The 21,725-nt window shown below is 65.3% G+C and carries 20 protein-coding genes; 14 read left to right on the forward strand and 6 right to left on the reverse strand.

The annotated features are described in order from the left end of the window. The first annotated feature begins 77 nt into the window (after positions 1–77). Together ACZ1J6_RS04440 and ACZ1J6_RS04445 are read left to right on the forward strand one after the other, a co-directional pair. Positions 78–377 (forward strand): hypothetical protein, encoded by a 300-nt coding sequence (locus ACZ1J6_RS04440; RefSeq protein WP_132265711.1) that lies wholly within the window; start codon positions 78–80, stop codon positions 375–377. 27 nt (positions 378–404) lie between these two features. Then, positions 405–1,709, forward strand: coding sequence for a replication-associated recombination protein A (locus ACZ1J6_RS04445; RefSeq protein WP_465126988.1), 1,305 nt, complete (start codon positions 405–407; stop codon positions 1,707–1,709). 6 nt (positions 1,710–1,715) lie between these two features. On the opposite strand, the gene ACZ1J6_RS04450 is transcribed toward ACZ1J6_RS04445, so the two are convergent. After that, the gene (locus ACZ1J6_RS04450) at positions 1,716–2,474 is read right to left on the reverse strand and encodes an enoyl-CoA hydratase (RefSeq protein ID WP_465126989.1); all 759 of its coding nucleotides are present in this window, start codon (positions 2,472–2,474) and stop codon (positions 1,716–1,718) included. A 251-nt stretch (positions 2,475–2,725) separates the two neighbouring features. Between ACZ1J6_RS04450 and ACZ1J6_RS04455 the strand changes: the two genes are divergently transcribed. The 6 genes from ACZ1J6_RS04455 (at position 2,726) to tenA (ending at position 6,903) form a co-directional block, all read left to right on the forward strand. Continuing rightward, positions 2,726–3,373, forward strand: a complete 648-nt coding sequence (locus ACZ1J6_RS04455) for a hypothetical protein (protein ID WP_243654207.1) — start codon at positions 2,726–2,728, stop codon at positions 3,371–3,373. A gap of 69 nt (positions 3,374–3,442) precedes the next feature. Then, complete coding sequence (locus ACZ1J6_RS04460; RefSeq protein ID WP_465126990.1) at positions 3,443–3,961, forward strand: hypothetical protein; 519 nt, start codon at positions 3,443–3,445, stop codon at positions 3,959–3,961. Between the two features lie 122 nt (positions 3,962–4,083). Further along, positions 4,084–4,473, forward strand: coding sequence for an SMU1112c/YaeR family gloxylase I-like metalloprotein (gene gloA2, locus ACZ1J6_RS04465; RefSeq protein WP_465126991.1), 390 nt, complete (start codon positions 4,084–4,086; stop codon positions 4,471–4,473). A 60-nt stretch (positions 4,474–4,533) separates the two neighbouring features. Then, a complete protein-coding gene (locus tag ACZ1J6_RS04470; RefSeq protein ID WP_465126992.1) occupies positions 4,534–5,316 on the forward strand; it encodes a hypothetical protein in 783 nt (260 codons plus the stop codon). A gap of 67 nt (positions 5,317–5,383) precedes the next feature. Next, positions 5,384–6,196 (forward strand): S1/P1 nuclease, encoded by an 813-nt coding sequence (locus ACZ1J6_RS04475; RefSeq protein ID WP_465126993.1) that lies wholly within the window; start codon positions 5,384–5,386, stop codon positions 6,194–6,196. A gap of 44 nt (positions 6,197–6,240) precedes the next feature. Next, positions 6,241–6,903, forward strand: coding sequence for a thiaminase II (tenA, locus tag ACZ1J6_RS04480; RefSeq protein WP_314466435.1), 663 nt, complete (start codon positions 6,241–6,243; stop codon positions 6,901–6,903). A 28-nt stretch (positions 6,904–6,931) separates the two neighbouring features. Here tenA and ACZ1J6_RS04485 read toward each other — a convergent pair whose 3' ends face one another. From ACZ1J6_RS04485 to ACZ1J6_RS04495, 3 genes are all read right to left on the reverse strand, one after another. Continuing rightward, on the reverse strand, positions 6,932–8,263 hold the full coding sequence (locus tag ACZ1J6_RS04485) for an Hsp70 family protein (RefSeq protein ID WP_465126994.1): 1,332 nt from the start codon (positions 8,261–8,263) through the stop codon (positions 6,932–6,934). Positions 8,264–8,361: 98 nt separating this feature from the next. Continuing rightward, on the reverse strand, positions 8,362–9,852 hold the full coding sequence (gene glpK / locus ACZ1J6_RS04490) for a glycerol kinase GlpK (RefSeq protein WP_465126995.1): 1,491 nt from the start codon (positions 9,850–9,852) through the stop codon (positions 8,362–8,364). Positions 9,853–9,946: 94 nt separating this feature from the next. Next, on the reverse strand, positions 9,947–10,711 hold the full coding sequence (locus tag ACZ1J6_RS04495; RefSeq protein WP_465126996.1) for an MIP/aquaporin family protein: 765 nt from the start codon (positions 10,709–10,711) through the stop codon (positions 9,947–9,949). 143 nt (positions 10,712–10,854) lie between these two features. Here ACZ1J6_RS04495 and ACZ1J6_RS04500 point away from each other — a divergent pair, with 143 nt between their 5' ends. The 6 genes from ACZ1J6_RS04500 to ubiM all read left to right on the forward strand — a co-directional run bounded on the left by ACZ1J6_RS04500 (position 10,855) and on the right by ubiM (position 18,729). Beyond that, complete coding sequence (locus tag ACZ1J6_RS04500; RefSeq protein ID WP_465126997.1) at positions 10,855–12,399, forward strand: glycerol-3-phosphate dehydrogenase; 1,545 nt, start codon at positions 10,855–10,857, stop codon at positions 12,397–12,399. 57 nt (positions 12,400–12,456) lie between these two features. Beyond that, entirely contained in the window at positions 12,457–13,260 is an 804-nt protein-coding gene (locus ACZ1J6_RS04505; RefSeq protein ID WP_465126998.1) for a DeoR/GlpR family DNA-binding transcription regulator, read from the forward strand. A gap of 34 nt (positions 13,261–13,294) precedes the next feature. After that, positions 13,295–14,914: a phospholipase D family protein gene (locus ACZ1J6_RS04510; protein WP_465126999.1), complete on the forward strand. Its 1,620-nt coding sequence runs from the start codon at positions 13,295–13,297 to the stop codon at positions 14,912–14,914. A gap of 185 nt (positions 14,915–15,099) precedes the next feature. Beyond that, a complete protein-coding gene (locus ACZ1J6_RS04515; RefSeq protein WP_431567705.1) occupies positions 15,100–15,777 on the forward strand; it encodes a hypothetical protein in 678 nt (225 codons plus the stop codon). A 165-nt stretch (positions 15,778–15,942) separates the two neighbouring features. Further along, complete coding sequence (locus ACZ1J6_RS04520; RefSeq protein WP_465127000.1) at positions 15,943–17,472, forward strand: MDR family MFS transporter; 1,530 nt, start codon at positions 15,943–15,945, stop codon at positions 17,470–17,472. 81 nt (positions 17,473–17,553) lie between these two features. Continuing rightward, positions 17,554–18,729: a 5-demethoxyubiquinol-8 5-hydroxylase UbiM gene (gene ubiM / locus ACZ1J6_RS04525; RefSeq protein WP_465127001.1), complete on the forward strand. Its 1,176-nt coding sequence runs from the start codon at positions 17,554–17,556 to the stop codon at positions 18,727–18,729. A 15-nt stretch (positions 18,730–18,744) separates the two neighbouring features. Here the strand turns inward: ubiM and ACZ1J6_RS04530 are convergent, their stop codons facing one another. Next, positions 18,745–19,380: a biliverdin-producing heme oxygenase gene (locus ACZ1J6_RS04530; RefSeq protein ID WP_465127002.1), complete on the reverse strand. Its 636-nt coding sequence runs from the start codon at positions 19,378–19,380 to the stop codon at positions 18,745–18,747. A 65-nt stretch (positions 19,381–19,445) separates the two neighbouring features. After that, positions 19,446–21,680 carry a TonB-dependent hemoglobin/transferrin/lactoferrin family receptor gene (locus tag ACZ1J6_RS04535; protein WP_465127003.1) on the reverse strand — a complete coding sequence of 745 codons (2,235 nt, stop codon included), beginning with the start codon at positions 21,678–21,680 and terminating at the stop codon, positions 19,446–19,448. Positions 21,681–21,725: the final 45 nt, after the last annotated feature.

Genomic DNA, 21,725 nt, shown 5'->3' on the forward strand with positions numbered 1-21,725 from the left:
CTTGCGCCGAACCGTTGTCGCCTTCACAATGCTGCAATGCAAAATCTACCGAATACCGAACTGGCTTCTACACGCGCATGATCGATACCCGTCTCTCTCTCATGGAAGCGATCTCGTTTCGCCGCACCGTCAATGCCCGCTATAACGGCGGCATCATCAAGCTCGCCCCGCATTTGATGTTCGAGCGCCACGGAGACCTCTTCGTCAGCGCGCTGAACCTGAGCAAGGCATGGCGCTCGCCCGAAGAACGCCGCCTCGGCCAGTTCAAGCTCGCCGGCCTGGAAGTGACCGAACTGCTTGAAGAGGTTTTCGAACCGCTCCCCGATTTCGAGCCTGCAGCGCCGCGAAGCGACGACACGCTGCTGCTGACGGTCTGATCGTCCGCCTGCACTTTCAAATGACCGATGTCTGATCTCTTCGCAGGTTCCGGGCCGGCCGGCAGGATGCCGCTTGCCGCCCTGCTCCGCCCCGCCTCGCTGGACGATGTTATCGGCCAGGGCCATGTGGTGGGCGAAGGCTCGATCCTGCGGCGGCGCGTGAAGGCGGGAGCGCTGGGCAGCGTGATCCTTTACGGGCCGCCCGGCATCGGCAAGACCTCGATCGCGCGGGCCGTGGGCGCCATGCTGGGCAAGACCTTCCGCCCGCTCAATGCCACGCGCGCCGGAGTCGCGGAAATCCGCAAGCTGGCGGATGAAGCGCGCGTCCATCCCCTGCTGATCTTCGTGGACGAAGTGCAGCGCTTTTCCGCCACCCAGACCGACGACCTGCTGGCGATCTGCGAAGACGGCATCGCCGACTTCATCGGCGCGACCACCGGCAATCCCTATCATGTCCTCACTCCGGCGCTGGTCTCCCGCTCGACCATCCTCAAACTGGAACCGCTCTCGATAGAGGACATGGAAAAGGTGGTGCGCCGGGGGATCGAGCACCTCCACGCCGAGGGCGCTGCCATCGCCATGACGCCCGAGCAGGTACGCATGGTCGCGGGGCGGTCCGGCGGTGATGCCCGCCGTGCGCTGACGACCCTCGAAAGTCTGGCACTCGGGCATGGCGACGCGGCGTTCGAAGTTACCGATGCCATGCTGGAAGAGGCCTACGCCGCCGCGCCGGTAAACCACGACCGGTCGGGCGACGCCCACTACGATGTCGTTTCGGCTTTCGTGAAGTCCATGCGCGGCTCCGATGCGGATGCCACCCTCTACTGGTTGGCGCGCCTGGTCCACGGCGGCGAAGATCCCCGCTACATAGCGCGGCGGATCATGATCCACGCCTCCGAAGACGTGGGCCTGGCCGACAACACCGCCTTGCAGACAGCCGTGGCAGCGCTCCACGCCGTCGAGAAGATCGGCTATCCCGAAGCCCAGATCGTCCTGGCCCATGCAGCCCTGCACGTCGCCCGCGCGCCGAAATCGGCTTCCGCATCACGCGGCATCTCGGCCGCATTGCAATTCGTGGCCGGGCAGCCGCCCGCGCAAGTGCCGCTGCACTTGCGCGATGCCCATTACAAGGGCGCCAGCCAGCTCGGCCACGTCGGATATATCTGGCCTCACGACGATCCGCGCGGCTGGGTGGATCAGGTTTATTCGCCCATGCCCAAAGGCTCTCTCTACCGCAGCGAGGCACGCGAAAGCGGCACGTTCGAGCGCCGCGCAGACGAGCACTGGCGCCGTGTCACCGGCGCCGAGCAGCCCCGACGCGAGCCCGGGTAACCGGGCTTATCCGCGCCGGAACACGGGCGGACGCTTTTCGAAAAAGGCGATGAAGGCCTCGCGCGCCTCGGGCGATTGCAGCGCCTCTCGGAAGATCCGCGCCTCCTCCTCGATCCGGGCGGAAACGAGCGCCGGATCGCCTTTCATCAACCGGCGCGTCGCCAGCAGGGCCTCCGGCGGCTTGGCCATGAGTGCCGCCGCCTTGGCCCGGGCATGGCCGAGCAAGGCGTTTGCCGGCACTACCGCCGTGACCAGGCCCGCACGCTCCGCGCCTTGCGCATCCAGCGGTTCGCCCAGCAGCAGCATGGCCGCCGCCTTGGCATGGCCCAGAGTGGCAGGCGCGAGCAGGCTGGATGCCGCTTCCGGCACGATACCCAGGTTCACGAAGGGCATGACGAAGGCGGCGTCTGGGGCGGCATAGACGAGGTCGCAGTGAAACAGCATCGTCGTGCCGACACCCACGGCCAGCCCCTGCACGGCCGCAACCAGCGGCTTTTCGAAGACCGCGATCGCCCGGATGAAATTGAGCGCGGCCTCGGCGCCATCCGGCCCGGACATGAAATCGGCAAGGTCGTTCCCGGCGCAGAAGGCATCCCCCAGCCCGCCGACCAGCACCACACCGATGTCCGGCCGCGCCGACGCCGAAGCCAGAGCGGCCGTCATCGCGCGGTACATCGGCGCGGTGAGGGCATTCTTCTTTTCGGGCCGATCGATCAGGATCTCGAGAACGCCGCCGCTATCGATCACCAAAATGCCTTCACTCATGTTTCTCTCCAACGCCTGCCCGAATTCCATGCAGGAGGCCAAGCTCTAGCCGATTACCGCCAAGCCTCAAGCCTCCGTGAAATCAGCCTGCCTTCGAAGTCGCGCATGGATTTTGTTAAGCACGTTTATCGACATTCGAGAGATTCACCCGCAATTCAAATGTTGATTGCAACTTGTGAATGGTCCTAGACTTGAGTGCGACGGGGGCGTCATTTACCGCAGCGCCGCCGTGACCAGGGGATTTGACGCCGATGCCTTCAACCATCTGTTCCTCTATTGGCGCGCTGGCCGTGCTGCTGGCCGCCGGCATTGCTGCGCCGGCCCTCGCCCAGCCTTCCCCGGCCGTTTCGCCCATGGCGGCTGTCCCCTCCGTGGACGTTCCCGAAGGCTTCACCCTCGCGGCGGATGGGACCACGCTTGTCCACACCGCCAGCGGGCTGCGTTTCCCGGCAGAATTCCAAGGTTTCAAACGGCTTAGCGAGAAAGCCTACGACCCAAGCGGAGAATATGTCGCCATCGGCTACGACCGGCAGATCGGCAGCGGAAGCGACAAGATCGCCGTGCGCATGGCGATCCTCCATATCGACGATATGTCTGCGCGCGATCACTACATGATCATGCGCCAAGCCGCGATGGCGCACTTCGCTGCCCCCGCCATCGTCTCGGAAGGTCCCACCAAGATCCCGACCAACCGCAAGCTGGACGCCTATCGCGGCACGTTCAGCGGTTATCGGGACAACCAGCCCTGGCTGTTCAGCTTGACCACGGTGAACTACGGCTATTGGAGCGGGCGGATGACGGCCGCTTTCCCCAAGAGCCAGTCGGCCGAAGCCGAGAAATACCTCGGCCTGCTGCTGGGAGAAGTGCGATCCCAGAAACCGATGGCACCGAAGAACTGATCTCAGGTCTTTTCTTCGAGGCGGCATCAAACCGTTGAAATTGCTGAAAACATGGTGCAATTCCCGGTCATGAATCGTTTTGCCCTGCTCGTCGCCGCGCTGGCCGCACCTTCCCACGCTGCGGCGCAGACGCCGGACTTCCTTGCCGCTGCCCTTTGTGAACCGCCCTATTCCACCAGCAACGCCATGGACCTTTACGAAGCGGCGGAGAAGCTTGCCAAGCCCGACACTTCTTCGCTCGGCGCCGCGATCTATCATCTGCCTGCGCCGATCGAGCGGGACGGCTTCAAGACACAGGATGTCGTCTTTGCCGGGATGTCGGTCGGCGTGCTGCTGGAGGGCGCCGTGGCGGCGGAACTGGGCAAGCGGTACGCTCTGTCGGCCGAGAAGAGCCACCTTTTCGGCGCCTCCACGACTGGCTTTGCGCGGGTTCTGCCTGAAGAACAGCAAGGCATGAACGACCTGGGCCTGATCTCCATCGTGGCGCGGGAGGGTCCGGCGATGCCGGGCAAGACGCTGCTGGCCTGCGAATTCGTATCCAATGAAGACCGCGCGGCGCTGGAAGCCTACGACCAAGGGAGACCCTGACCCTGGCCCCCGGCCAGTAAGGGCACGGATCCGCCGAAGCTGCCGGGCAGCTTGTCGCAAGCCGGACCCTCACCGAAAGTCGGAAGGAGGACAGCGGTTCGGCGCGATGCTAAGGGGCCGCCATGCGCGCCATCCACCATATCGCCATCATCGGATCGGACTACCAACGCTCCAGAGCGTTCTATCACGAGACGCTGGGCCTGCCGATCATCCGCGAGGTCTTTCGCGAGGAGCGCGCCTCCTGGAAATGCGACCTCGACGCGGGCAACGCCCAGATCGAACTGTTCTCCTTCCCCAAGCCGCCGCCACGTCCGTCGCGGCCGGAAGCCTGCGGGCTGCGCCATCTTTCCTTCGCCGTAGCCGACCTCGATGCCGAAGTGGCCAGGCTTGAAGTCAGGGGCGTGGCCTGCGAACCGATCCGTATCGATCCTTACACGGACAAGCGCTTTACATTCTTTACCGACCCCGACGGGCTTCCGCTCGAACTTTACGAGGTCGATCCGGTTGGATAGCGAAGGATGATCGTGTTTTAAAACAGTGACTTGTTGTTGATAGTGAGGACGAGAACTTACATGAACCGGCTTGGTTTGACGGCATGGCTCTGTATGGCGGGCCTGTTGCCGGCACCCGCTTATGCCACCCCCGGAAAGGTCATCCGGACCGTAGACCTGGCTGCTCCTTTCGAAGCGCGCTCGCCCTGGCAATTGACCGTAAGGCAGGGCGGCGAGGAGGAAGACCCTTCCGGCGAAATGGCCCCCGGACCCATCACAGCCTGTATCTCCCGGGATCGGGAACGGTCCTGCCATCCCGCGACTTCTGCGGCCTTGCGGCTTCCTGCTGGAGACGACGCGTTCTCCGTCCCGCACTATCTCCAACGTGCGGACGTGGTCCGGCCGGGCAGCGAACATCCGCTGCTGCTGGTCCAGTTCGCAAGTTTCCACGCCGGCAACAACGACCAGCGCATCGGCCTGCAACTCTACGCCTATGACCGGGTGAAAGACGATTTCGCCCTGGTATTTGCGCGGAGAACCGGCCGGAACAACAATCAGGAGCTGCGCTATGTCGAGGCGGGACCGCTGCAGGGCGCCGTGATCGCTGCCGAGCCTACTGGCGATGCACCCTATGGCTACTGGATCACCGTCGATCGCCCCTCTCCGCAAGGCCCCTATCGGCAGGTCCTGCGGTTCCGCAGTGCGACGACCTATGGGGACGGAAATCCTCTCGCGGTCATAGATGCCGAAATGCCGAACATCTACAATCGGCTCGGCCTGTGGCGCGCGGGCCAGCCTCTGCCGCTGCCCGCCTCTGGGTGCCCGCAGCCTCGTCTCGTGAAAATGGCACTCTGGTGCAGATAGCAGCCGCAGGCGATTGATTTGCTTGCGGCAACTGGCAAGAGCCTCCGGTTGCTGTATGGAGTGCACCATGCGTTATCCGACTCTTGCCGCCTCGCTCTTCGCTGCCCTCGGCGTCGCCCTCACCCCCACTGCGCCGGCCATGGCCTGGGGCGCGATTGGGCACCGCATCACCGGCGCCATCGCGGACGAGAACCTGAGCGGCGTCGCCCGGGCTCAAGTACGCCTCCTGCTCGGCAACGAAGACCTGGCCGAAGCAGCGACCTGGCCGGACGACATGAAGTCCGACCCTTCCGATTTCTGGCAGAAGAAGGCCAGTCCCTGGCACTATGTCACCGTGCGCGAAGGCGATGCCTACAAGGCTTCCGACGCGCCGCCGGAAGGCGATGCGCTGACCGCCCTGCCCCGCTTTGCCGCCACCTTGCGCGATCCGAAGGCATCGATCGAGGACAAGCGCCTGGCCCTGCGCTTCATCGTCCACATCATCGGCGATCTGCACCAGCCTCTCCATGTCGGCGGCGGCACGGACCGCGGCGGCAATGACTTCAAGGTGACGTGGTTCGGCAAGGAAACCAACCTGCACTCGGTGTGGGATTCCGGGATGATCGAACAGCGCTCGCTGTCCTACTCCGAATATGCGCACTGGCTGTCGCGCAAGATCACGCCCGAGCAGGTCGTTGCCTGGAACGTCCGCGACCCGCAAGTCTGGACCTCGGAGAGCATCGCCCTGCGCAAGACGATCTATCCGAAGCAGCCCTCCATTTCCTGGGACTATGCATATCAGCACCGCGCCGAAATCGATGACCGCCTCGAACGCGCGGGTGTCCGTATCGCGGCCTACCTGAACTGGATCTTCGATCAGGAAGCGCCCGCCGCAAAGTGACGGGCGGGGCCAATGATGTGCGGACATCGAAACCTGGGGACACCATGAGCTTTTGCGAAACGATCTGGGCCGATGTGGCGCCCCTGCGCCGTGCGATCCTGGCTCATCCGTTTCTGGACGAGCTGGCCGAGGGCACGCTCGCGCCCGAGAGCTTCCGCCACTACATCGTACAGGATAGCCTCTACCTTGCCGAATATGCCCGCGTGCTGGCAATCGCCGCGGCCCGCGCGCCCACGGCGGCAGGTCGACTGGAATTCTCGGATGGCGCCAAAGTGGCCGTTCAGGTCGAGGAAGCGCTGCACCAGGCCTTCTTCGCCCAGTTCGGCGTGACGGCGGAAACGGCGGCAGGCAGCGAGGCTTCGCCCGCGTGCCTGGGTTATACCGGCTACCTTGCAAGCCTGGCTGCGACCCGCAGCTACGAAGAACTGATCGCCGGAATCCTGCCCTGCTTCTGGGTCTATTGGGAAGTCGGCTGCGCGATCAAGCCGCGCGCGGCCTCTCCCAATCCCTATGCCGCCTGGATCGACACATATGCCGCGCCGTCCTTCGGAGAGGCGACCGACCGCGTGTGCAGGCTGGTGGATGAAGCCGCAGCACATGCCTCGCCCGCGACCCGAGAAGCCATGGCAACGGCCTTCCGCAACGCCACGCGCTTTGAATGGATGTTCTGGGATTCCGCCCACCGCCAGGAGCAGTGGCCGATCTAGGCCTTCCCGGCGCCGGGCTTCAAACGCGTCAGGCGGATTCCGCGGCGACCCATTCGTCGAGATCCGGCGACTGCCCGATGAGCGCAAGGCCATGCGCGATCGAGGTCAATTCGTTGCCGGTGGCGATGCGGCCATCCCCGAAACGCTGCTCGAACAGAGCGCGCACCGCGGGAATGAGCGAGGAGCCACCGGTCAGGAAAACGTGGTCGATCTCATCGGCGAGCAGCCCGGCCTGAGCCAGAGCACTGTCGACGGTCTCGCCGATGCGCTGGAGATCCGGCGCGATCCAGCTTTCGAATTCATCGCGGCTGACATCGGCCGAGATGGTCAGTGCCTCGCTCTCGAAGTGGAAAGCGCCGTGGTCCGCGCCTGATAGCGCTCGTTTCAAGCGGCCGACAGCCTCGTAAAGCCCGAAGCCGAGTTCGTGCTCCACCACGGCGATCATGCGATCGATGGCGGCCGGATCGGTCGCTCCGTGCTTCAGCTTGGCCAACTGCTCCAGCGTGCGGCGGTTACGCATCATCGCCAGGCGCGACCAGTCGCCGAAGTCGGCGAAGTGGCCGGGCGGGATTTCCAGCACTTTGTCGAAGGAACGATAGGTGCCGCCCTTGCCGAGCAGCGGCAGCACCAGATGGTCCATGATGCGGTAGTCGAAGCGGTCGCCGGCGATGCCGATACCGGCAGAGCCCAGCGGCTCGCAGCGCCGCGCCGTGCCCGGTGCGTTCACGCGCACGATCGAGAAGTCGCTGGTGCCGCCGCCGAAGTCGGCCACCAGCAGGGTCGCGGGTTCCGTCAGGCGCGACGCGAAGCTGAATGCCGCGCCGATCGGCTCGTAGACGTAGTGAACCTGACGCCCGAGCAGCTTGAACATCGCATCGTAGCGTGTCCGCGCCAGGGCCTCATCCGGCCGGGAGCCGACGTAGCGCACCGGCCGGCCGACCACCACGCGCTCGGGCAAGGCGCGCAGGGCATCCCCGGCATGGGCGACGAGGTGCTTGAGAAATACCTGGCCCAACTCTTCGAAACGCAGGCGCTTCTCGAAAAGCGTGGCCTGCTCGAAAGCAGGATTGGCCGCTACCGACTTGAAGGATTGCAGGAAGCGCGAGCCTTGCGGGAATTCGAGGAATTCCGAGATCGCCCAGGGGCCGGCCTCATGCGCCAGCCCGCCGGGCACGCCCTCTTCCTGCCAGAAGCAAAGCGCCGAACGGAACACCGAACCGGGGCCACCCGGCGCGGCGAACTCCACGAGTTCGGCCCCTCCGGCATCGTCTGCCAGCGCGATGACCGAATTGGTGGTCCCGAAGTCGATACCGACCGAGCGAGGACCATCGGAACGGGAAGTGACCGTGCTGGCCGGCATCTGGGAGGTCCTTGCTGCAAACGCGAAAAAACGGAGCGCCGCGCCTATCGCAGGCGCGCCCCGCTCGCGCAACTCCCTCTCTCTCGGCTGCCCGCGGTTTACTTGCTCAAGGTTCGCCGCACGGCATCGTGCCAACCGTCGATCAGCACCTTGCGGGTCTGGCCGCTCATCTGCGGGGTGAACAGGCTTCCCTGAGTCCAGGTTGCCGCCAATGCGTCGAGGTCAGGCCAGACGCCCGTTGCCAGACCGGCATGGAAGGCGGCGCCCAGCGCGGTCGTTTCCAGATGGACAGGCCGTTCCACCGGGGCGTCGAGCATGTCGGCCAGGAACTGGCAGAGCCAGTCGTTCGCCGCCATGCCGCCATCCACGCGCAGCTTCGCAAGTTCCTCACCACCGTCCGAGACCATGGCGCGGGCGAGGTCCATGGTCTGGTAGGACACCGCCTCCAGCGCCGCGCGCGCGAGATGGGCCTGGGTGGCGCCAAGCGTCAGCCCGAAGATCGCGCCGCGCGCGTCCGGGTCCCAGTGGGGCGCCCCGAGGCCGACGAAGGCGGGCACCATGTAGACGCCGTGGTTGCTCGGAACCTGCGTGGCCATATCGTTGGTTTCGCGGGCATGGGTGATGACGCCGATGCCGTCGCGAAGCCACTTCACGGCAGCGCCAGCCACGAAGATCGAGCCTTCCAGCGCATAAGTCATCTTGCCGTCAAGGCGGTAGGCCGGGGTGGTGAGCAGGCGATTCTCCGATGCCACCGCTTCCGATCCGGTGTTGAGCAGCATGAAACATCCGGTTCCGTAGGTCGACTTGGCCATGCCGGCTTCGAAGCAGGCCTGTCCGAAGAGCGCGGCCTGCTGGTCCCCGGCGACACCGGCCAGCGGGATCTCCACGCCGAACAAGTCCTTGCTGGTCATCCCGAAGATATGTGCATTATCATGCACTTCTGGAAGCATCTGCACAGGCACTCTGAACAGGCGGCACAGTTCCTCGTCCCAGCGCTGTTCGCGAATGTTGTAGAGCAATGTCCGCCCGGCATTGGTGACGTCGGTGGCGTGGACTTTCCCGCCCGTCAGGCGCCAGAGCAGAAAACTGTCGATCGTACCGAAGGCCAGCTCTCCGCGTTCGGCGCGCGCACGGCCATTGTCGACATTGTCCAGGATCCAGGCGAGCTTGGTCGCAGAGAAATAGGGATCGATCAGCAGGCCGGTGCGGGCGCGCACGTCGGGTTCGGCGCCGTCGGCCTTGAGCTCGGCGCAGAGCCGGGCCGTGCGCCGGTCCTGCCAGACGATCGCCCGATGGATCGGCTTGCCGCTTTCGCGCTCCCAGACGACCACGGTCTCCCGCTGGTTGGTGATGCCGATCCCGGCTATGGCCGCCGCACCGACGCCGCTACGTTCGATAGCCTCACGCGCCACTTTCACGGTGTCGCGCCAGATGTCCTCCGCATCGTGTTCGACCCAGCCCAGGTCGGGGTAGTGCTGCTCGAACTCGCATTGGGAAGTCGCGACCGGGCGAGCGGCGTCATCGAAGATGATCGCGCGCGTCGAAGTGGTGCCCTGGTCGATGGCGAGAACGTGGCGGGGCTGGGTCATAGCGGGGACTCTCCGAGGGTATCTTGTCGTTTCAGTCAAGCGTCAGATGCGGCGGCGTCCTGCCCCGATTTGCGACCCGAGGGCAGGTAGGGCTTTATGGCGATCTGGTAGAGGCCCGCTCCGGCCACGCCGCCCACAAGGGCCCCGCGATCGGAACCCACCAGTAATTGCCGGGGCTGGGCAGCGCCGAACTGCCCCAACCGGCGAAGTAGGCAAACAGGCGCGGGCCGAAATCGCGCGCCGGATTGATCGCCCAGGCTTCGAGGTAACCGCCCGAAGCGCCGATCATGGCAACCAGCAGGCCGATCATCAAGGCGCCCGAATTGGCGCGCGGTGCCATGTCGTTGAACTCATCGGTAATGGCGAAAATGCCCAGGAGCAGCATGCCGGTGAGGATGACCTGATCCCAGAATGCGTGGATCGGCGTGATATGTTCACCGGGATGCGTGAAGAACACGCCCGCCGCGCCGCCGGTGGCGCGGGTCATGCCGTGGGCGGCGTTATAGGCGTCGATCACGGGATGATAGAGTTGCAGCACCAATGCCGCGCCGATCATCCCGCCCAGCACTTGCGCGGCCCAGTAGGGCAGCACTTTCCTTTTCGGAAATCCGCGAAACAGCATGAGCGCCAGCGTGACGGCCGGGTTGGCGTGAGTGCCGGAGACGGAGCCCGTCACATAGATCGCCATGGTGACGGCAAGGCCCCAAGCGATGCAGACGCCCCAATAGGCCTGGGCGTATGGGCTGGGATCGTAGAGCGTGATCATGGCAGCGGCGGAATCGCCGATCGTGATGATGATGATCACTGCCAGCATTTCGGAAATCAGTTCGCCGCGCAGCGCGCGCAGGTCATCTGCCACCATGGATCCTCTCGCAACTCTGCTTGGTTCGGGCATCTGCACACGCTTTCGAACGAACGTCAACAGTTTCGTTTGCATTTTCGTATTTCGAACTCTATTTTCAGAAAACGAAAGTCATCCCGTGAAGTTGCCAGAGAACCGAAATGCCCAAGCCCCAGGGAGAAGTCGCCATGCAGCCCCCCGCCCCGGACGATGTCTATGACCTTCTGATCGTGGGCGGCGGCGTGAACGGCGCAGGGATCGCGCGCGATGCGGCGGGGCGCGGCCTCTCGGTGCTGCTGGTGGAGCAGGACGATCTCGCCAGCCACACCTCCTCATCCTCCACGAAGCTCATCCACGGCGGACTGCGCTATCTGGAGTACTATGAGTTCCGGCTCGTGCGCGAAGCACTGATCGAGCGCGAGCGCCTGCTGGGCATGGCGCCGCACATCATCTGGCCGCTTCGTTTCGTACTGCCGCAATCGCTTTCGCCGCGCCCGGCCTGGATGGTCCGCCTGGGCCTGTTCCTCTACGACCACCTCGGCGGCCGCAAGAACCTGCCCGGCACCGAGACGATCGACCTCGATCGCGGCCAGCAGGGCAATGGGCTGAAAACGCAAAATTCGAAAGGCAAAGGAAAGGCTTTCGTCTATTCGGACTGCTGGGTGGAAGACAGCCGCCTGGTCGTGCTCAACGCGATGGACGCCGCCGCGCGCGGAGCCCGGATCGAGACCCGCACGCGCCTGACCGGCGCCGTCACTCAGGACGGCGAGTGGCTGGCCACGGTCGAGAATGCCCACGGCCCGCGCCAGGTCCGCGCGCGCATGCTCGTCAACGCGGCCGGTCCCTGGGTGGATGCGGTCCTGCGCAACCTCGGCCGGGCGAAGGACGACCGGGGCGTGCGCCTGGTCAAGGGCAGTCACATCGTCGTGCCGCGCCTTTACGAGGGCGACCATGCCTTCATGCTGCAGAACCCCGACCGGCGGATCGTCTTCGCAATCCCTTACGAGCAGGATTTCACGCTGATCGGCACGACCGACGAGCCCTGGACCGAAGCCCCCGGCAAGCCCTCGATCAGCCCGGGCGAGGTCGATTACTTGTGCGAAACCGTCAACCGCTACTTCGACCGGGGCGTGACCCCGCGGGACATCGTCTGGAGTTATGCCGGAATCCGGCCGCTCTATGACGACCATGCCGCCAACGCCTCTGCCGTGACGCGCGACTACGTGCTCGATTTCGAGAAGGGCGATGCGGGACAGGCCCCCATGCTCTCGATCTTCGGCGGCAAGATCACGACGTTCCGCAAACTGGCCGAACATGCGATGGAGCACATCGCCGAGCTCTTCCCAGAGGCCGCCAAGCCCTGGACTGCAGGCGCGGTGCTGCCGGGCGGAGACATTGCGAAAGGCGATTTCGAGGGCTTCCTTGGCGAACTGGAGAGCACTTATCCCCAGATGCCGTCTGCGCTTCTCCGCCGCCTCGCTCGCGCTTACGGCACGCGCGCCCGCACGATCCTGGCCGATGCCCGCACCCCTGCCGATCTGGGCCAGGACTTCGGCGGCGGCCTCCATGCCCGGGAGATCGACTATCTGAAGGCCGCGGAATGGGCGCGCGACGCGGAGGATATCCTGTTCCGCCGCAGCAAGCTGGGCCTTCATGTGCCCTCCGGCGCCGCCGAAGCGATCGATACCTGGCTCGCGCGCGATTGATCGATGCGGCCCGGCCGCGCTAAGGGTTCGATCCATCCAGGGGCGAGACCGCAAGAAATGATCGAGAGCACGGCGGAGAGCAACGGCGACATCGTGGCCCAGCGCCGCGCACATATCCTGGAGATCGCGCGCGGTGCCGGCAGCGTGAGCGTGGACGATCTTGCGGAGCGCCTGAGCGTGACCCCGCAGACCATCCGCAAGGACCTGAACGTCCTGGCCGGGCAGTCTCTGCTCTCGCGCGTTCACGGCGGCGCGCTCATCACTTCCGGCGTGGACAACCTGGCCTATGACAAGCGCCGGGATGTCGCCTCCGATGCCAAGGCGCGGATCGGCGCTGCCGCTGCGGCGTTGATCCCGGACGGGGCCTCGCTCTTCGTCAACATCGGCACGACCACCGAAGCCGTGGCGGCCAACTTCACACACCATCGCAATCTGATGGTGATCTCCAACAATCTCAACGTGATCGACACTCTCTCCAGCCATCCCGCGCTCGAGCTGGTCAGCGTGGGCGGCAAGGTCAGGACCGGCGACCGGGCCGTGGTAGGCGCGCTCGCCATGCGCTTCATCGAGAATTTCCGCGTCGATTATGCCCTGATCGGCATTTCCGCACTGGATGCCGATGGCAGCCTGCTGGACTTCGCCATCGACGAGGTCGAAGTTTCGCAGACGATCATCCGCAACGCCCGCAAGGTGATCCTCGTGGCCGATTCCTCGAAAGTCGGGCGTTCCGCCCCGGTGCGGGTCTGCGGGATGGAAGCCATCGACTTTTTCGTCTGCGACCGTATTTCCGATCCCGAGTTGCGCAGCGCCTGCGAGCGTAACGGCGTGAACCTGATCGAAACGCAGCTGCCCGGCGCCTGAAAGGCTCTCAGGGTTTCAGGATCCAGGAGTGAAGATGTCCCGCGCGAAACGGTGGAAGACGGTATTGCCGGCCGCGCTGGGCGTGGCAGCGGCAGGGTTCGCCCTGATGCGCGCCAACCGGCTGCCACGGCGCGACGTCCCTTCCGAACCCCCTGCCCGCCATCGTGGCGAACCGCCGCTGGCCCGCGCGGCCAGCGAGCGCGCCGCGCGCAATCCGGGACAGTCCGGCGTCCATCTCTTGACCGACGGGGTCGATGCCTTTGCCGCGCGTCTGCTCCTCGCCCGCGCCGCAGAGCGCACGCTCGACCTGCAATATTACATCTGGCACGGCGACCGTACCGGCACCCTCCTGCTGGAAGCGGCTTTCGAGGCGGCCCAGCGGGGGGTCAGGGTGCGTCTGCTGCTGGACGACAACGGCATCGCCGGGCTCGACCGCGTACTCTCCGCGCTGAACGACCATCCCAACATCGAAGTGCGCCTCTTCAATCCCTTTCGCATCCGCTATCCCAAGGCGATCGGTTTCGCGGTGGACTTCGGCCGGCTGAACCGCCGGATGCACAACAAGAGCTTCACGGTCGACGGGGCCGTTACCATCGTCGGCGGGCGCAATATCGGCGACGAGTATTTTGGCGCAGGCGACGGTGCGCTGTTCGCGGACATGGACGTACTGGCCATCGGGCCGGTCACCCGCGACGTGGAAACCGATTTCCAGCGCTATTGGGACTGCCAGTCCGCCTATCCCGCCCGCCAGATCCTTCCACGCGTCGGTGCACGCCAGCTTGCCAAGCTGCGGTCGCGCGCCTCCATCGTCGAGCGCGACCCTTCGGCGCGCCGCTATGTCGAACGTCTGCGCAGCCTGCCGCTGGTCCGTGAATTCGTTGCCGGCGAGCTTGATTTCGAATGGACCGAGGTCGAGCTGATCAGCGACGATCCCGCCAAGACCCTTGCGGACCTCGATCACGAGCGCCTGCTTGCAGGCAAGCTGGACGGCGCGATCGGCGATCCGCACCGAGAGCTGGCCATCGTCTCGGGATACTTCGTCCCCGGCGAACAGGGCGCCCAGCAGCTCTGCGCCCTCGCCCGTGACGGCGTCCAGGTGACCGTGCTCACCAATGGCTATTCGGCGACCGACGTGGCGCTCGTGCACGCGGGCTACGCACCCTGGCGCAAGACGTTGCTAGAAGCTGGCGTGCGCCTGTTCGAAACGGCGGCCCAGGTCCGCGATGCGCCGTCCAAGAAACAGCGCCGCGAGGGTAATCGGCTCGGCATCGGCAGCCGGTTGCGGGCATCGGGCAGCGGATCCTTCGCGGCCTTGCGCTCGGGTGCCTCGACGATCCACGCCAAGACTTTCACGGCCGACCGCGAGCGTGTCTTCATCGGATCGTTCAACTTCGATCCGCGGTCGCTGAAGCTCAACACCGAACTGGGCTTCATCATCCACAGCCCGCTCATCGCGGGACAGGTTGCGGACGCCTTCGAAACGATCGTGCCCGATGCCGCCTATGCCGTGACGCTCGGGCCGGACGGCGCCCTGACGTGGAGCTGCGGCACCGGGAGCGAACGCACCGTCCAGCGGAACGAGCCGGGCATGGGCTCGCTCGATCACCTGCTGGTCGGCGTGGCGAGCCATCTTCCGATCGGCTGGCTGCTCTAAAGGGCATTTTCCAACCGGGTGGCATCGCCTGATGACCCGGAAAGTACGACAAACCAACTGCGCTGACCGGCGTGCTGCCTGAGGATCGGAGATAGGCTCTGGTCTTGTCCGGCATGTTCGGTCATCCTGCGGATCCGGTTCTTTCAGGCCCGGTTCTTTCAGGAGACTGCGTGTACCAACCGACGATGTTTGCCGTGGGCGCCATGATCGCCGCTACCGCCGCCGCTCCGGCTGCGCTGGCGGATACACCGCGCGAGATCCTGACCGCCGCGGCATTCCAGGCCCCTGACAAGAAGAAGGCGCTTACGCTCATAGGACAGGCAATCGCCGCCTCGGACCGGATACTCGCCGCGCGCCCGGGTGACCGGGAAGCCACGCTCCAGCGCGGCGTCGCCATCGGCTACCGCGCCAAGCTCACGCGCAGCCGAACCGACGCACGCACCTCGCTGGAGATCTTCCAGCGCCTCGCCGCGCAGAACCCCCGCGATCCCGAAGCACAGATGGTCATCGCCGGCTGGCATCTCGACGCCATCGACCAGCTTGGCGGGCTCATGGCCCGCACCATGGTCGGTGCCAGGGCCGATGCCGGAGAGGCCGCGCTTTCCCGCGCCGTTTCGCTGGGGGGAGACAGGGCGTTCTACCTCGGCCTGGCCGCCATGATGCACATCCGCAAGGACCCCGCCGATGTCGCGCAGGCCCGCCGCTGGGCCGAGGCTGCGGCCAGCGCTTCCGCGCCGACACCGCTCGACGCCCAGATGAAGCGCGCCGCGGCAGCCATTCTCCCCTCCCTTCGCGCCAACGACGGCAAGGCCGCCGCCCGGCTCGCCCGCAAGCTGCTGCCGTTCGGCAAGCTGGCGGACTAGGCTGGAAAGGCAAACCGCGGGTTTCATTTCGCGGCCGAATGCCTATATGCCTGCTGTCGGCACGCCCGCGTGACAGATGGACGGCCAATTCGACGGAGGGGATCTTACAAGTCCGCGAATTCGAAAGTTGCCCATGTCCCTTCCCCTCCCCAGCTCGCAGGCCCCATGTTGAGGCCGCGCCGTCGCGGCATGGCCTCGGTCAACGCGGAAGTGCGCGACGGTATCGTCCCCGCCGCAGGTTCGCTCGCCAAGACACGCGATGAAGGCCCCGCGGTTTCGGGTGCGAACTATCGGCTGGTGGCGCTCATCATCGCTTCTGCCCTGTTCATGGAATTCGTGGACGCAACCGTTCTGGCAACCGCCTTGCCGACCATGGCGCGGGACTTCGGGGTGCGGCCGCAGGAAATGAGCGTGGCGCTCACCTCCTACCTGCTAGCATTGGCGGTCTTCATCCCGGCTTCGGGCGTGATCGCGGACCGCTTCGGATCGCGAACGGTGTTCCGCGCCGCCATCCTGCTTTTCGTTCTCGGCAGCCTTGCCTGCGGCCAGTCCTGGACGCTGGAGATGATGGTCGTCTCGCGGTTTCTCCAGGGCGTTGGCGGGGCCATGATGATCCCCGTCGGCCGGCTCGTCCTGCTGCGATCGGTGGCGAAGCAGGACATGGTCAATGCGATGTCCTGGCTGCTGGTGCCGGCCCTGATCGGCCCGATCATCGGCCCTCCGCTGGGAGGCTTCATCGTCACTTACCTCGACTGGCGCTGGATCTTCTACATCAACCTGCCGATGGGCGTGCTCGGCTTCTGGCTGGTCGGCCGCTTCATCGCCAACATCCGCGAGGACCAGCCCGCGCCGTTCGACACGCTGGGCTTCGTGCTGAGCGGGCTCTCTTTGGGCTGCCTGCTGTTCGGTTTCGAGATGGCCAGTCGTCCGAACGAAGGCGCCCTGGCGGCCGCGCTGATCGTTGTGGGCCTCGTGACGGGGACGTTCTATGTCCTTCACGCGCGCAAGCGGGAAAGCGCGATCCTGGACCTTTCGCTGCTGCGTGACGAGACGTTTCGCCTGTCGGTGATCGCCGGTTCGATCACGCGCATCACGCAGGGCGCGCAGCCCTTCCTCTTGCCCCTGATGATGCAGGTCGGTTTCGGTTTCTCGGCAGCGCGCAGCGGCACCATCACGGTGGCCACGGCGATCGGCTCGCTGGCCATGAAAAGCTTCGCCCCGCGCGTGCTGCGCCGCTTCGGTTTCCGGCGCGCGCTGGTATGGAACGGCGTGATCGCCACGGCCGGCTATGCGATCTGCGGCCTGTTCAATCCGAGCTGGCCGGTATGGGCGATGTTCTGCGTGCTGGGCCTGTCCGGTTTCTTCATGTCGTTCCAGTTCACCGCCTACAATACGATCGCCTATGACGGCATCGACAAGACGCAGATGAGCCGCGCCACCGCGTTCTACTCCACTTTCCAGCAGCTCATGCTCTCGCTGGGCATCTGCGTGGCCGCACTTGCGCTGCACCTCGCGATGATGGCCAACGATCACTTCGCGCCGTCATTGGCCGATTTCTCCATCGCCTTCTGGGTGGTGACGGCGATCTCGCTGACGGCCTCGTTCTGGAACCTGCGCTTCGCGCCCGACGCCGGGTCCGAGATCAGCGGTCACGCCGAAACCGAACAGCCCGAGCGCCGGGAAGAGCACGCCTGACGAATTGACCTCGATCATGGTGCCCTGCCTTCCAATAGTGCAGGCACTCCCGGCGAGGAATGGAAAAGAGAAAGCGCGATGATGACGCATGACGTTGTGGTGGTGGGTGCCGGTCCCGCAGGCCTCGCTTTCGCCGCCGCGCTGGCGGGATCGGGACTGCGCATCGCCGTGATCGAGCGACAGCCCGCCTCGGTACTGGCCGATCCGCCCATGGACGGGCGCGAGATCGCCCTGACCCATCGTTCGATCCGCGCCTTGCAGGAACTGGGCGCCTGGCCGCTCATCGACGCGGAGGCGATCGCGCCGCTGCGCGAAGCCCGTGTGCTGAACGGCGGTTCTCCTTTCGCGCTCTCCTTCGGGAGCGGCGATGCGGAAAGGCTGGGGCAGCTCGTCCCCAACCACCTCATCCGCCGCGCGCTGTTCAGGGTCGTGGCGGACTTGCCAGAGGTCGAGGTGCTGGCAGGGCGGAGTGTTGCATCCATGGACGGCGCAATCGGCAACGGCGCGCAAGGCGTATCCGTCAGCCTGGAAGATGGCAACCGGCTCGAAGCGCGCTTGCTGGTGGGCGCGGATTCCCGGTTATCCTTCGTGCGCGAGCAGTTGGGCATCGGCGCGGAAGTGAACCGTCTGGGCCGCTCCATGCTGGTCTGCCGGGTCGCGCATGAAGGCGATCATCAGGGCATCGCGACGGAATGGTTCGACCATGGCCAGACGATGGCGATGCTGCCGCTGAACGGCCGCCGGTCTTCCGCCGTGCTGACGCTGGCGTCGGCCGAGATCGCGCAATTGGCCTCGCTCGATGCCGAGGCGCTGGGCGCCGAGCTGACGCGCCGCTACGAAAGCCGACTGGGACGGATGCAGGCCATCGGTAGCCCTCATGTCTATCCCCTGGCCACGACCTATGCCCATCACTTCGCGGCCCGGCGCGCGGCGCTGATCGGCGATGCGGCCGTCGGCATGCACCCGGTGACCGCTCACGGCTTCAATCTGGGCCTGGCAAGCGCCTGCTCTCTGGGCAAGCTGGTCGCTCAGGCGGCCTTGCAAGGCGGCGACATCGGGGGTGGCATGCTGCTCCGCCGCTACGAGGCTGCGCACCGGCTGGCTACCCGGCCGATCTACACCGCCACCAACCTGATCGTCGGCCTCTACACGGCCGAGCATCCCGCGGCGCGCGCGGCGCGCCATGCCGGGTTGAGGGCCGCGGTCCGGCTGCCGCTCGTCTCCAGGAGCGTCAGCAGACTGCTGATGCAGCGCTGAGCCCCCCTTGCCCCATCACCCGTATTGCTGTTCCACCAGCCCATGAACGCGGCGGAACGCGGCATTGGCACCGTCGATCACCCGCATTTCTTCCGCCTTGTCCAGCGCCACCTCGTCCAGCGCCCCGGTGAACGAGCGCCAGTGCTGGGCTCGGCCATCGGGATGACCGGCCAGGTGGCGCGCGCCGTGGTTCTCGTCGAGCCCCAGCGCGCGGGCCATCTTGAACAGGAAGGCCGCGCCGAGGTTGGATCCCTCGGCCACATAGAGCCAGCCCAGCGCCGTCGGCACGTCGATCTCTCCGCGCGCGAAGCGGGATGCCTCGGTCGGCTCTGCCGGCGCAAGCGACAGGTCCGCCAGATCCTGCCCGATCTGCGCAAAGCGCCGACGCTCGGCGAGATCGGGCACCAGAGCCACGATTGCGGGATCGTCGTAGAGCGCGTCGATGTCGCGGTGAAAGGCGTGTTGCACGGCCAGGAAGCGACCGTAATTGGCCAATGCCGCGAAGGGCTCGCCCGCCATGATCCGCTTGTCGAGCTGGTCGTGCGCCTGCGTGGTAGCCGCCTTGAGACGCTTCGCCCTTCCGACTTCGGATCCGCTACCGGCTCCGATTTCGGGGCCGGTTTTAGCCGGGGTCTGAAGTGTCGTATTCATGGGAAGTCCTTCTTCGATTGCCACATGAAAACCGGGGCGCGGCCTCAGCGCCCCGGCATGTCATGTCAGAACGCCAGTATCATCGAGGCCTTGTAGGTCCGTCCCGGCTGGCTGTAATAGCTCTGCGAGACCGTGGCGCTGTCCGAAATGTCGAGCGCGTTGTAATAGGTCTTGTCGAGGATGTTGTATACGCCGCCCTGGAGGCGCAGGCCCTCGAACAGCCCCGGCTTAACCCATGCCGTAAAGTCGACGATGCCGTAGCCCGGCGTCTTGTTGATGGTCGATGTCGGGTCTTCGACCTTGTTTCGCTTGGCGGCCACGGTGGCGGAAAGGTCGGCCCCGAAGCGCTCCTGGCTATAGCCGAACCCGGCGATGCCGCGCAGCGGCGGGATCGAGTTCAGGTAAGTGTCCTCGTCCGTGTCCTTGCCGTGGGCATAGGCGATGGAACCCCAGACGCGCCAGTTTTCCGTCAGCGCCCACTGGGCACTGGCCTCGATGCCGTAGATGCGGACATGGGCGCGGTTGACGTACTTGAACACACCGAAGGGATAGCTGCCGCTAAGCCCTGCGGCCGAGGCCGTCGTGGTGATGGTGTCGATGAAGTTGCGATAGTAGTTGTCGTAGAAGCTGACTTTGGCGCCGCGCTTGGCATCGCCGAATTTCAGGCCCAGTTCGTAGCCCTTGCTCGTTTCCGGCTTCAGGTCCGGGTTGCCGATGCTGACGTAGCTGCCGGTGCCGCCATAGGTCAGATAGAGTTCCGTGGCGGAAGGCGCGCGGAAGGCCTGGGCATATTGCGCATAGGCCGTCAGCCCCGGCACGACATCGTATTCGGCCATGATCTTGGGCGAAAAGCGGGAGTCGCTGGAGCGTTCGGGAAGGCCCTCATAGGCCGCATTCACCGTATAGCTCGGCGTGTCCTGGGGTGTGCGGCGATACCAGTCGAAACGCAGGCCCGGCGTAAGGTGGAAGGCGCCGAACGTCATCCGGTCCTGCAGGAACAGGCCAAGATCGATGCCGTCGACATCGGGCATGTCGGACTGGTTCACATGAAGAAACGAGCACGAGTAGATCGCCGCCGTGCAGTTATCGACGCCGGACGCATACTGCGTCGTCCTGGTCGCATAGACTTCGCCGCCGAGGCTGATCGCATGTTGCACCGCGCCGGTGGCCGCGCGCCCGACGATGGAGCCGTTCGCACCCCAGGATTCGTCCTGAAGGTCGCTGTCGCGGTCATACTGCCCTATCGGCGCGGTCTTGCGCATGGCCTGCGTATACGTGCGCAGGTTCAGGCGCTGCCAATAGCCTACGAGGTGAGCCTCCTGAACGAAGCCCTCGCCTTCGGCCTGATAATCGTAGGTACCGGCAATGCGCTTGCGCTTGTTCTGCTCCAGAGTGCCATAGGACGAATAGGTCGACCCGATGCTGGTGAGCGTGTCCTCGTCGTAGCTGCGCTTGAAGGTCTCACCCGTCAGGCCGATGCGGTGGCCGCCGCCCAGGTACTGGTGGACCTTCACCAGCAGGTTTTCCTGGTCATAGGCCGCAGGGTTCCGGGCGGTCCGCGTCGTGCCGGTACCATAAATCTTGCCCTGGTTCTCGGTTTCGTGGCCGTTCTGGTAGCCGCCCTGAATCAGGACCAGCGTGTCTCCGGTCCGGAAAGCGGCAGCCTGGTTGAGATAGACGCTGTCGCTGGCGCTGTCATACGTGGCCTTGCCGAGCGCGCCCTGCTTCTTGCCATCCGTCAGCAGGTCTTCGGGATCGAGCGTGCGCACCGCAAAGACCCCGCCGAGCGCGCCTTGGCCGAAGTAGCTGGAATCCCCGCTTTTCACGACATCGATCGCGCTCAGCGAGTTGAAATCGAAGGCCGCGACGCCGCCCTGGACGCCCCGCGCCCCGTCGCTCATCCACGGCAGACGGATCCCGTCCACCGTCGTCAGCACGCGATTGGCGTCGAGGCCGCGGATGTTGATGCTCTGGTTGTTGGTGTTGAAGTTCACCCCCGCATCCACGCGCCGGGCGTAATCGGCGATATTGTCGACCATGCGGTCACGAAGCGTCTCGGCCGTGGTGGTGGTGGTGAGGACGGCCGGCTTGCCGGCGGCATTGCGATCGACGCCCTGCTGCTGATTGCCGATCGCCGTATCCTCGACGCGGACGGAACCGAGCTTGACGGGGTCTTCGCTGGAGTTGGCGGCACCGTCGGCCGCCTGGGCCTGTGCACCGGCGCAGAGGATCGCCGCGGCGGCAAGGGCGGAAGTCTGTTTCAGCGCGCGCAACAGCGCACGCCGCTTGGGAGAAGTCATTGATGCAAGATCCTACTGCTAATGATTCGCAGAAGCGTTACTTGC

The sequence above is a fragment of the Novosphingobium sp. BL-S-21 genome (genome assembly GCF_055521655.1).

Excerpts from the sequence above, each read along its gene's own strand:
- ACZ1J6_RS04530 (WP_465127002.1), bottom strand. The coding sequence starts at position 19,380 with ATGAATACGACACTTCAGACCCCGGCTAAAACCGGCCCCGAAATCGGA.
- ACZ1J6_RS04460 (WP_465126990.1), top strand. The coding sequence starts at position 3,443 with ATGAATCGTTTTGCCCTGCTCGTCGCCGCGCTGGCCGCACCTTCCCAC.
- glpK (WP_465126995.1), bottom strand. The coding sequence starts at position 9,852 with ATGACCCAGCCCCGCCACGTTCTCGCCATCGACCAGGGCACCACTTCG.
- ACZ1J6_RS04455 (WP_243654207.1), top strand. The coding sequence starts at position 2,726 with ATGCCTTCAACCATCTGTTCCTCTATTGGCGCGCTGGCCGTGCTGCTG.
- ACZ1J6_RS04520 (WP_465127000.1), top strand. The coding sequence starts at position 15,943 with ATGTTGAGGCCGCGCCGTCGCGGCATGGCCTCGGTCAACGCGGAAGTG.
- ACZ1J6_RS04535 (WP_465127003.1), bottom strand. The coding sequence starts at position 21,680 with ATGACTTCTCCCAAGCGGCGTGCGCTGTTGCGCGCGCTGAAACAGACT.
- ACZ1J6_RS04505 (WP_465126998.1), top strand. The coding sequence starts at position 12,457 with ATGATCGAGAGCACGGCGGAGAGCAACGGCGACATCGTGGCCCAGCGC.
- ACZ1J6_RS04440 (WP_132265711.1), top strand. The coding sequence starts at position 78 with ATGATCGATACCCGTCTCTCTCTCATGGAAGCGATCTCGTTTCGCCGC.
- ubiM (WP_465127001.1), top strand. The coding sequence starts at position 17,554 with ATGACGCATGACGTTGTGGTGGTGGGTGCCGGTCCCGCAGGCCTCGCT.
- ACZ1J6_RS04475 (WP_465126993.1), top strand. The coding sequence starts at position 5,384 with ATGCGTTATCCGACTCTTGCCGCCTCGCTCTTCGCTGCCCTCGGCGTC.
- ACZ1J6_RS04515 (WP_431567705.1), top strand. The coding sequence starts at position 15,100 with ATGTTTGCCGTGGGCGCCATGATCGCCGCTACCGCCGCCGCTCCGGCT.
- ACZ1J6_RS04500 (WP_465126997.1), top strand. The coding sequence starts at position 10,855 with ATGCCCAAGCCCCAGGGAGAAGTCGCCATGCAGCCCCCCGCCCCGGAC.
- ACZ1J6_RS04470 (WP_465126992.1), top strand. The coding sequence starts at position 4,534 with ATGAACCGGCTTGGTTTGACGGCATGGCTCTGTATGGCGGGCCTGTTG.
- ACZ1J6_RS04450 (WP_465126989.1), bottom strand. The coding sequence starts at position 2,474 with ATGAGTGAAGGCATTTTGGTGATCGATAGCGGCGGCGTTCTCGAGATC.
- gloA2 (WP_465126991.1), top strand. The coding sequence starts at position 4,084 with ATGCGCGCCATCCACCATATCGCCATCATCGGATCGGACTACCAACGC.
- ACZ1J6_RS04510 (WP_465126999.1), top strand. The coding sequence starts at position 13,295 with ATGTCCCGCGCGAAACGGTGGAAGACGGTATTGCCGGCCGCGCTGGGC.
- tenA (WP_314466435.1), top strand. The coding sequence starts at position 6,241 with ATGAGCTTTTGCGAAACGATCTGGGCCGATGTGGCGCCCCTGCGCCGT.
- ACZ1J6_RS04445 (WP_465126988.1), top strand. The coding sequence starts at position 405 with ATGTCTGATCTCTTCGCAGGTTCCGGGCCGGCCGGCAGGATGCCGCTT.
- ACZ1J6_RS04485 (WP_465126994.1), bottom strand. The coding sequence starts at position 8,263 with ATGCCGGCCAGCACGGTCACTTCCCGTTCCGATGGTCCTCGCTCGGTC.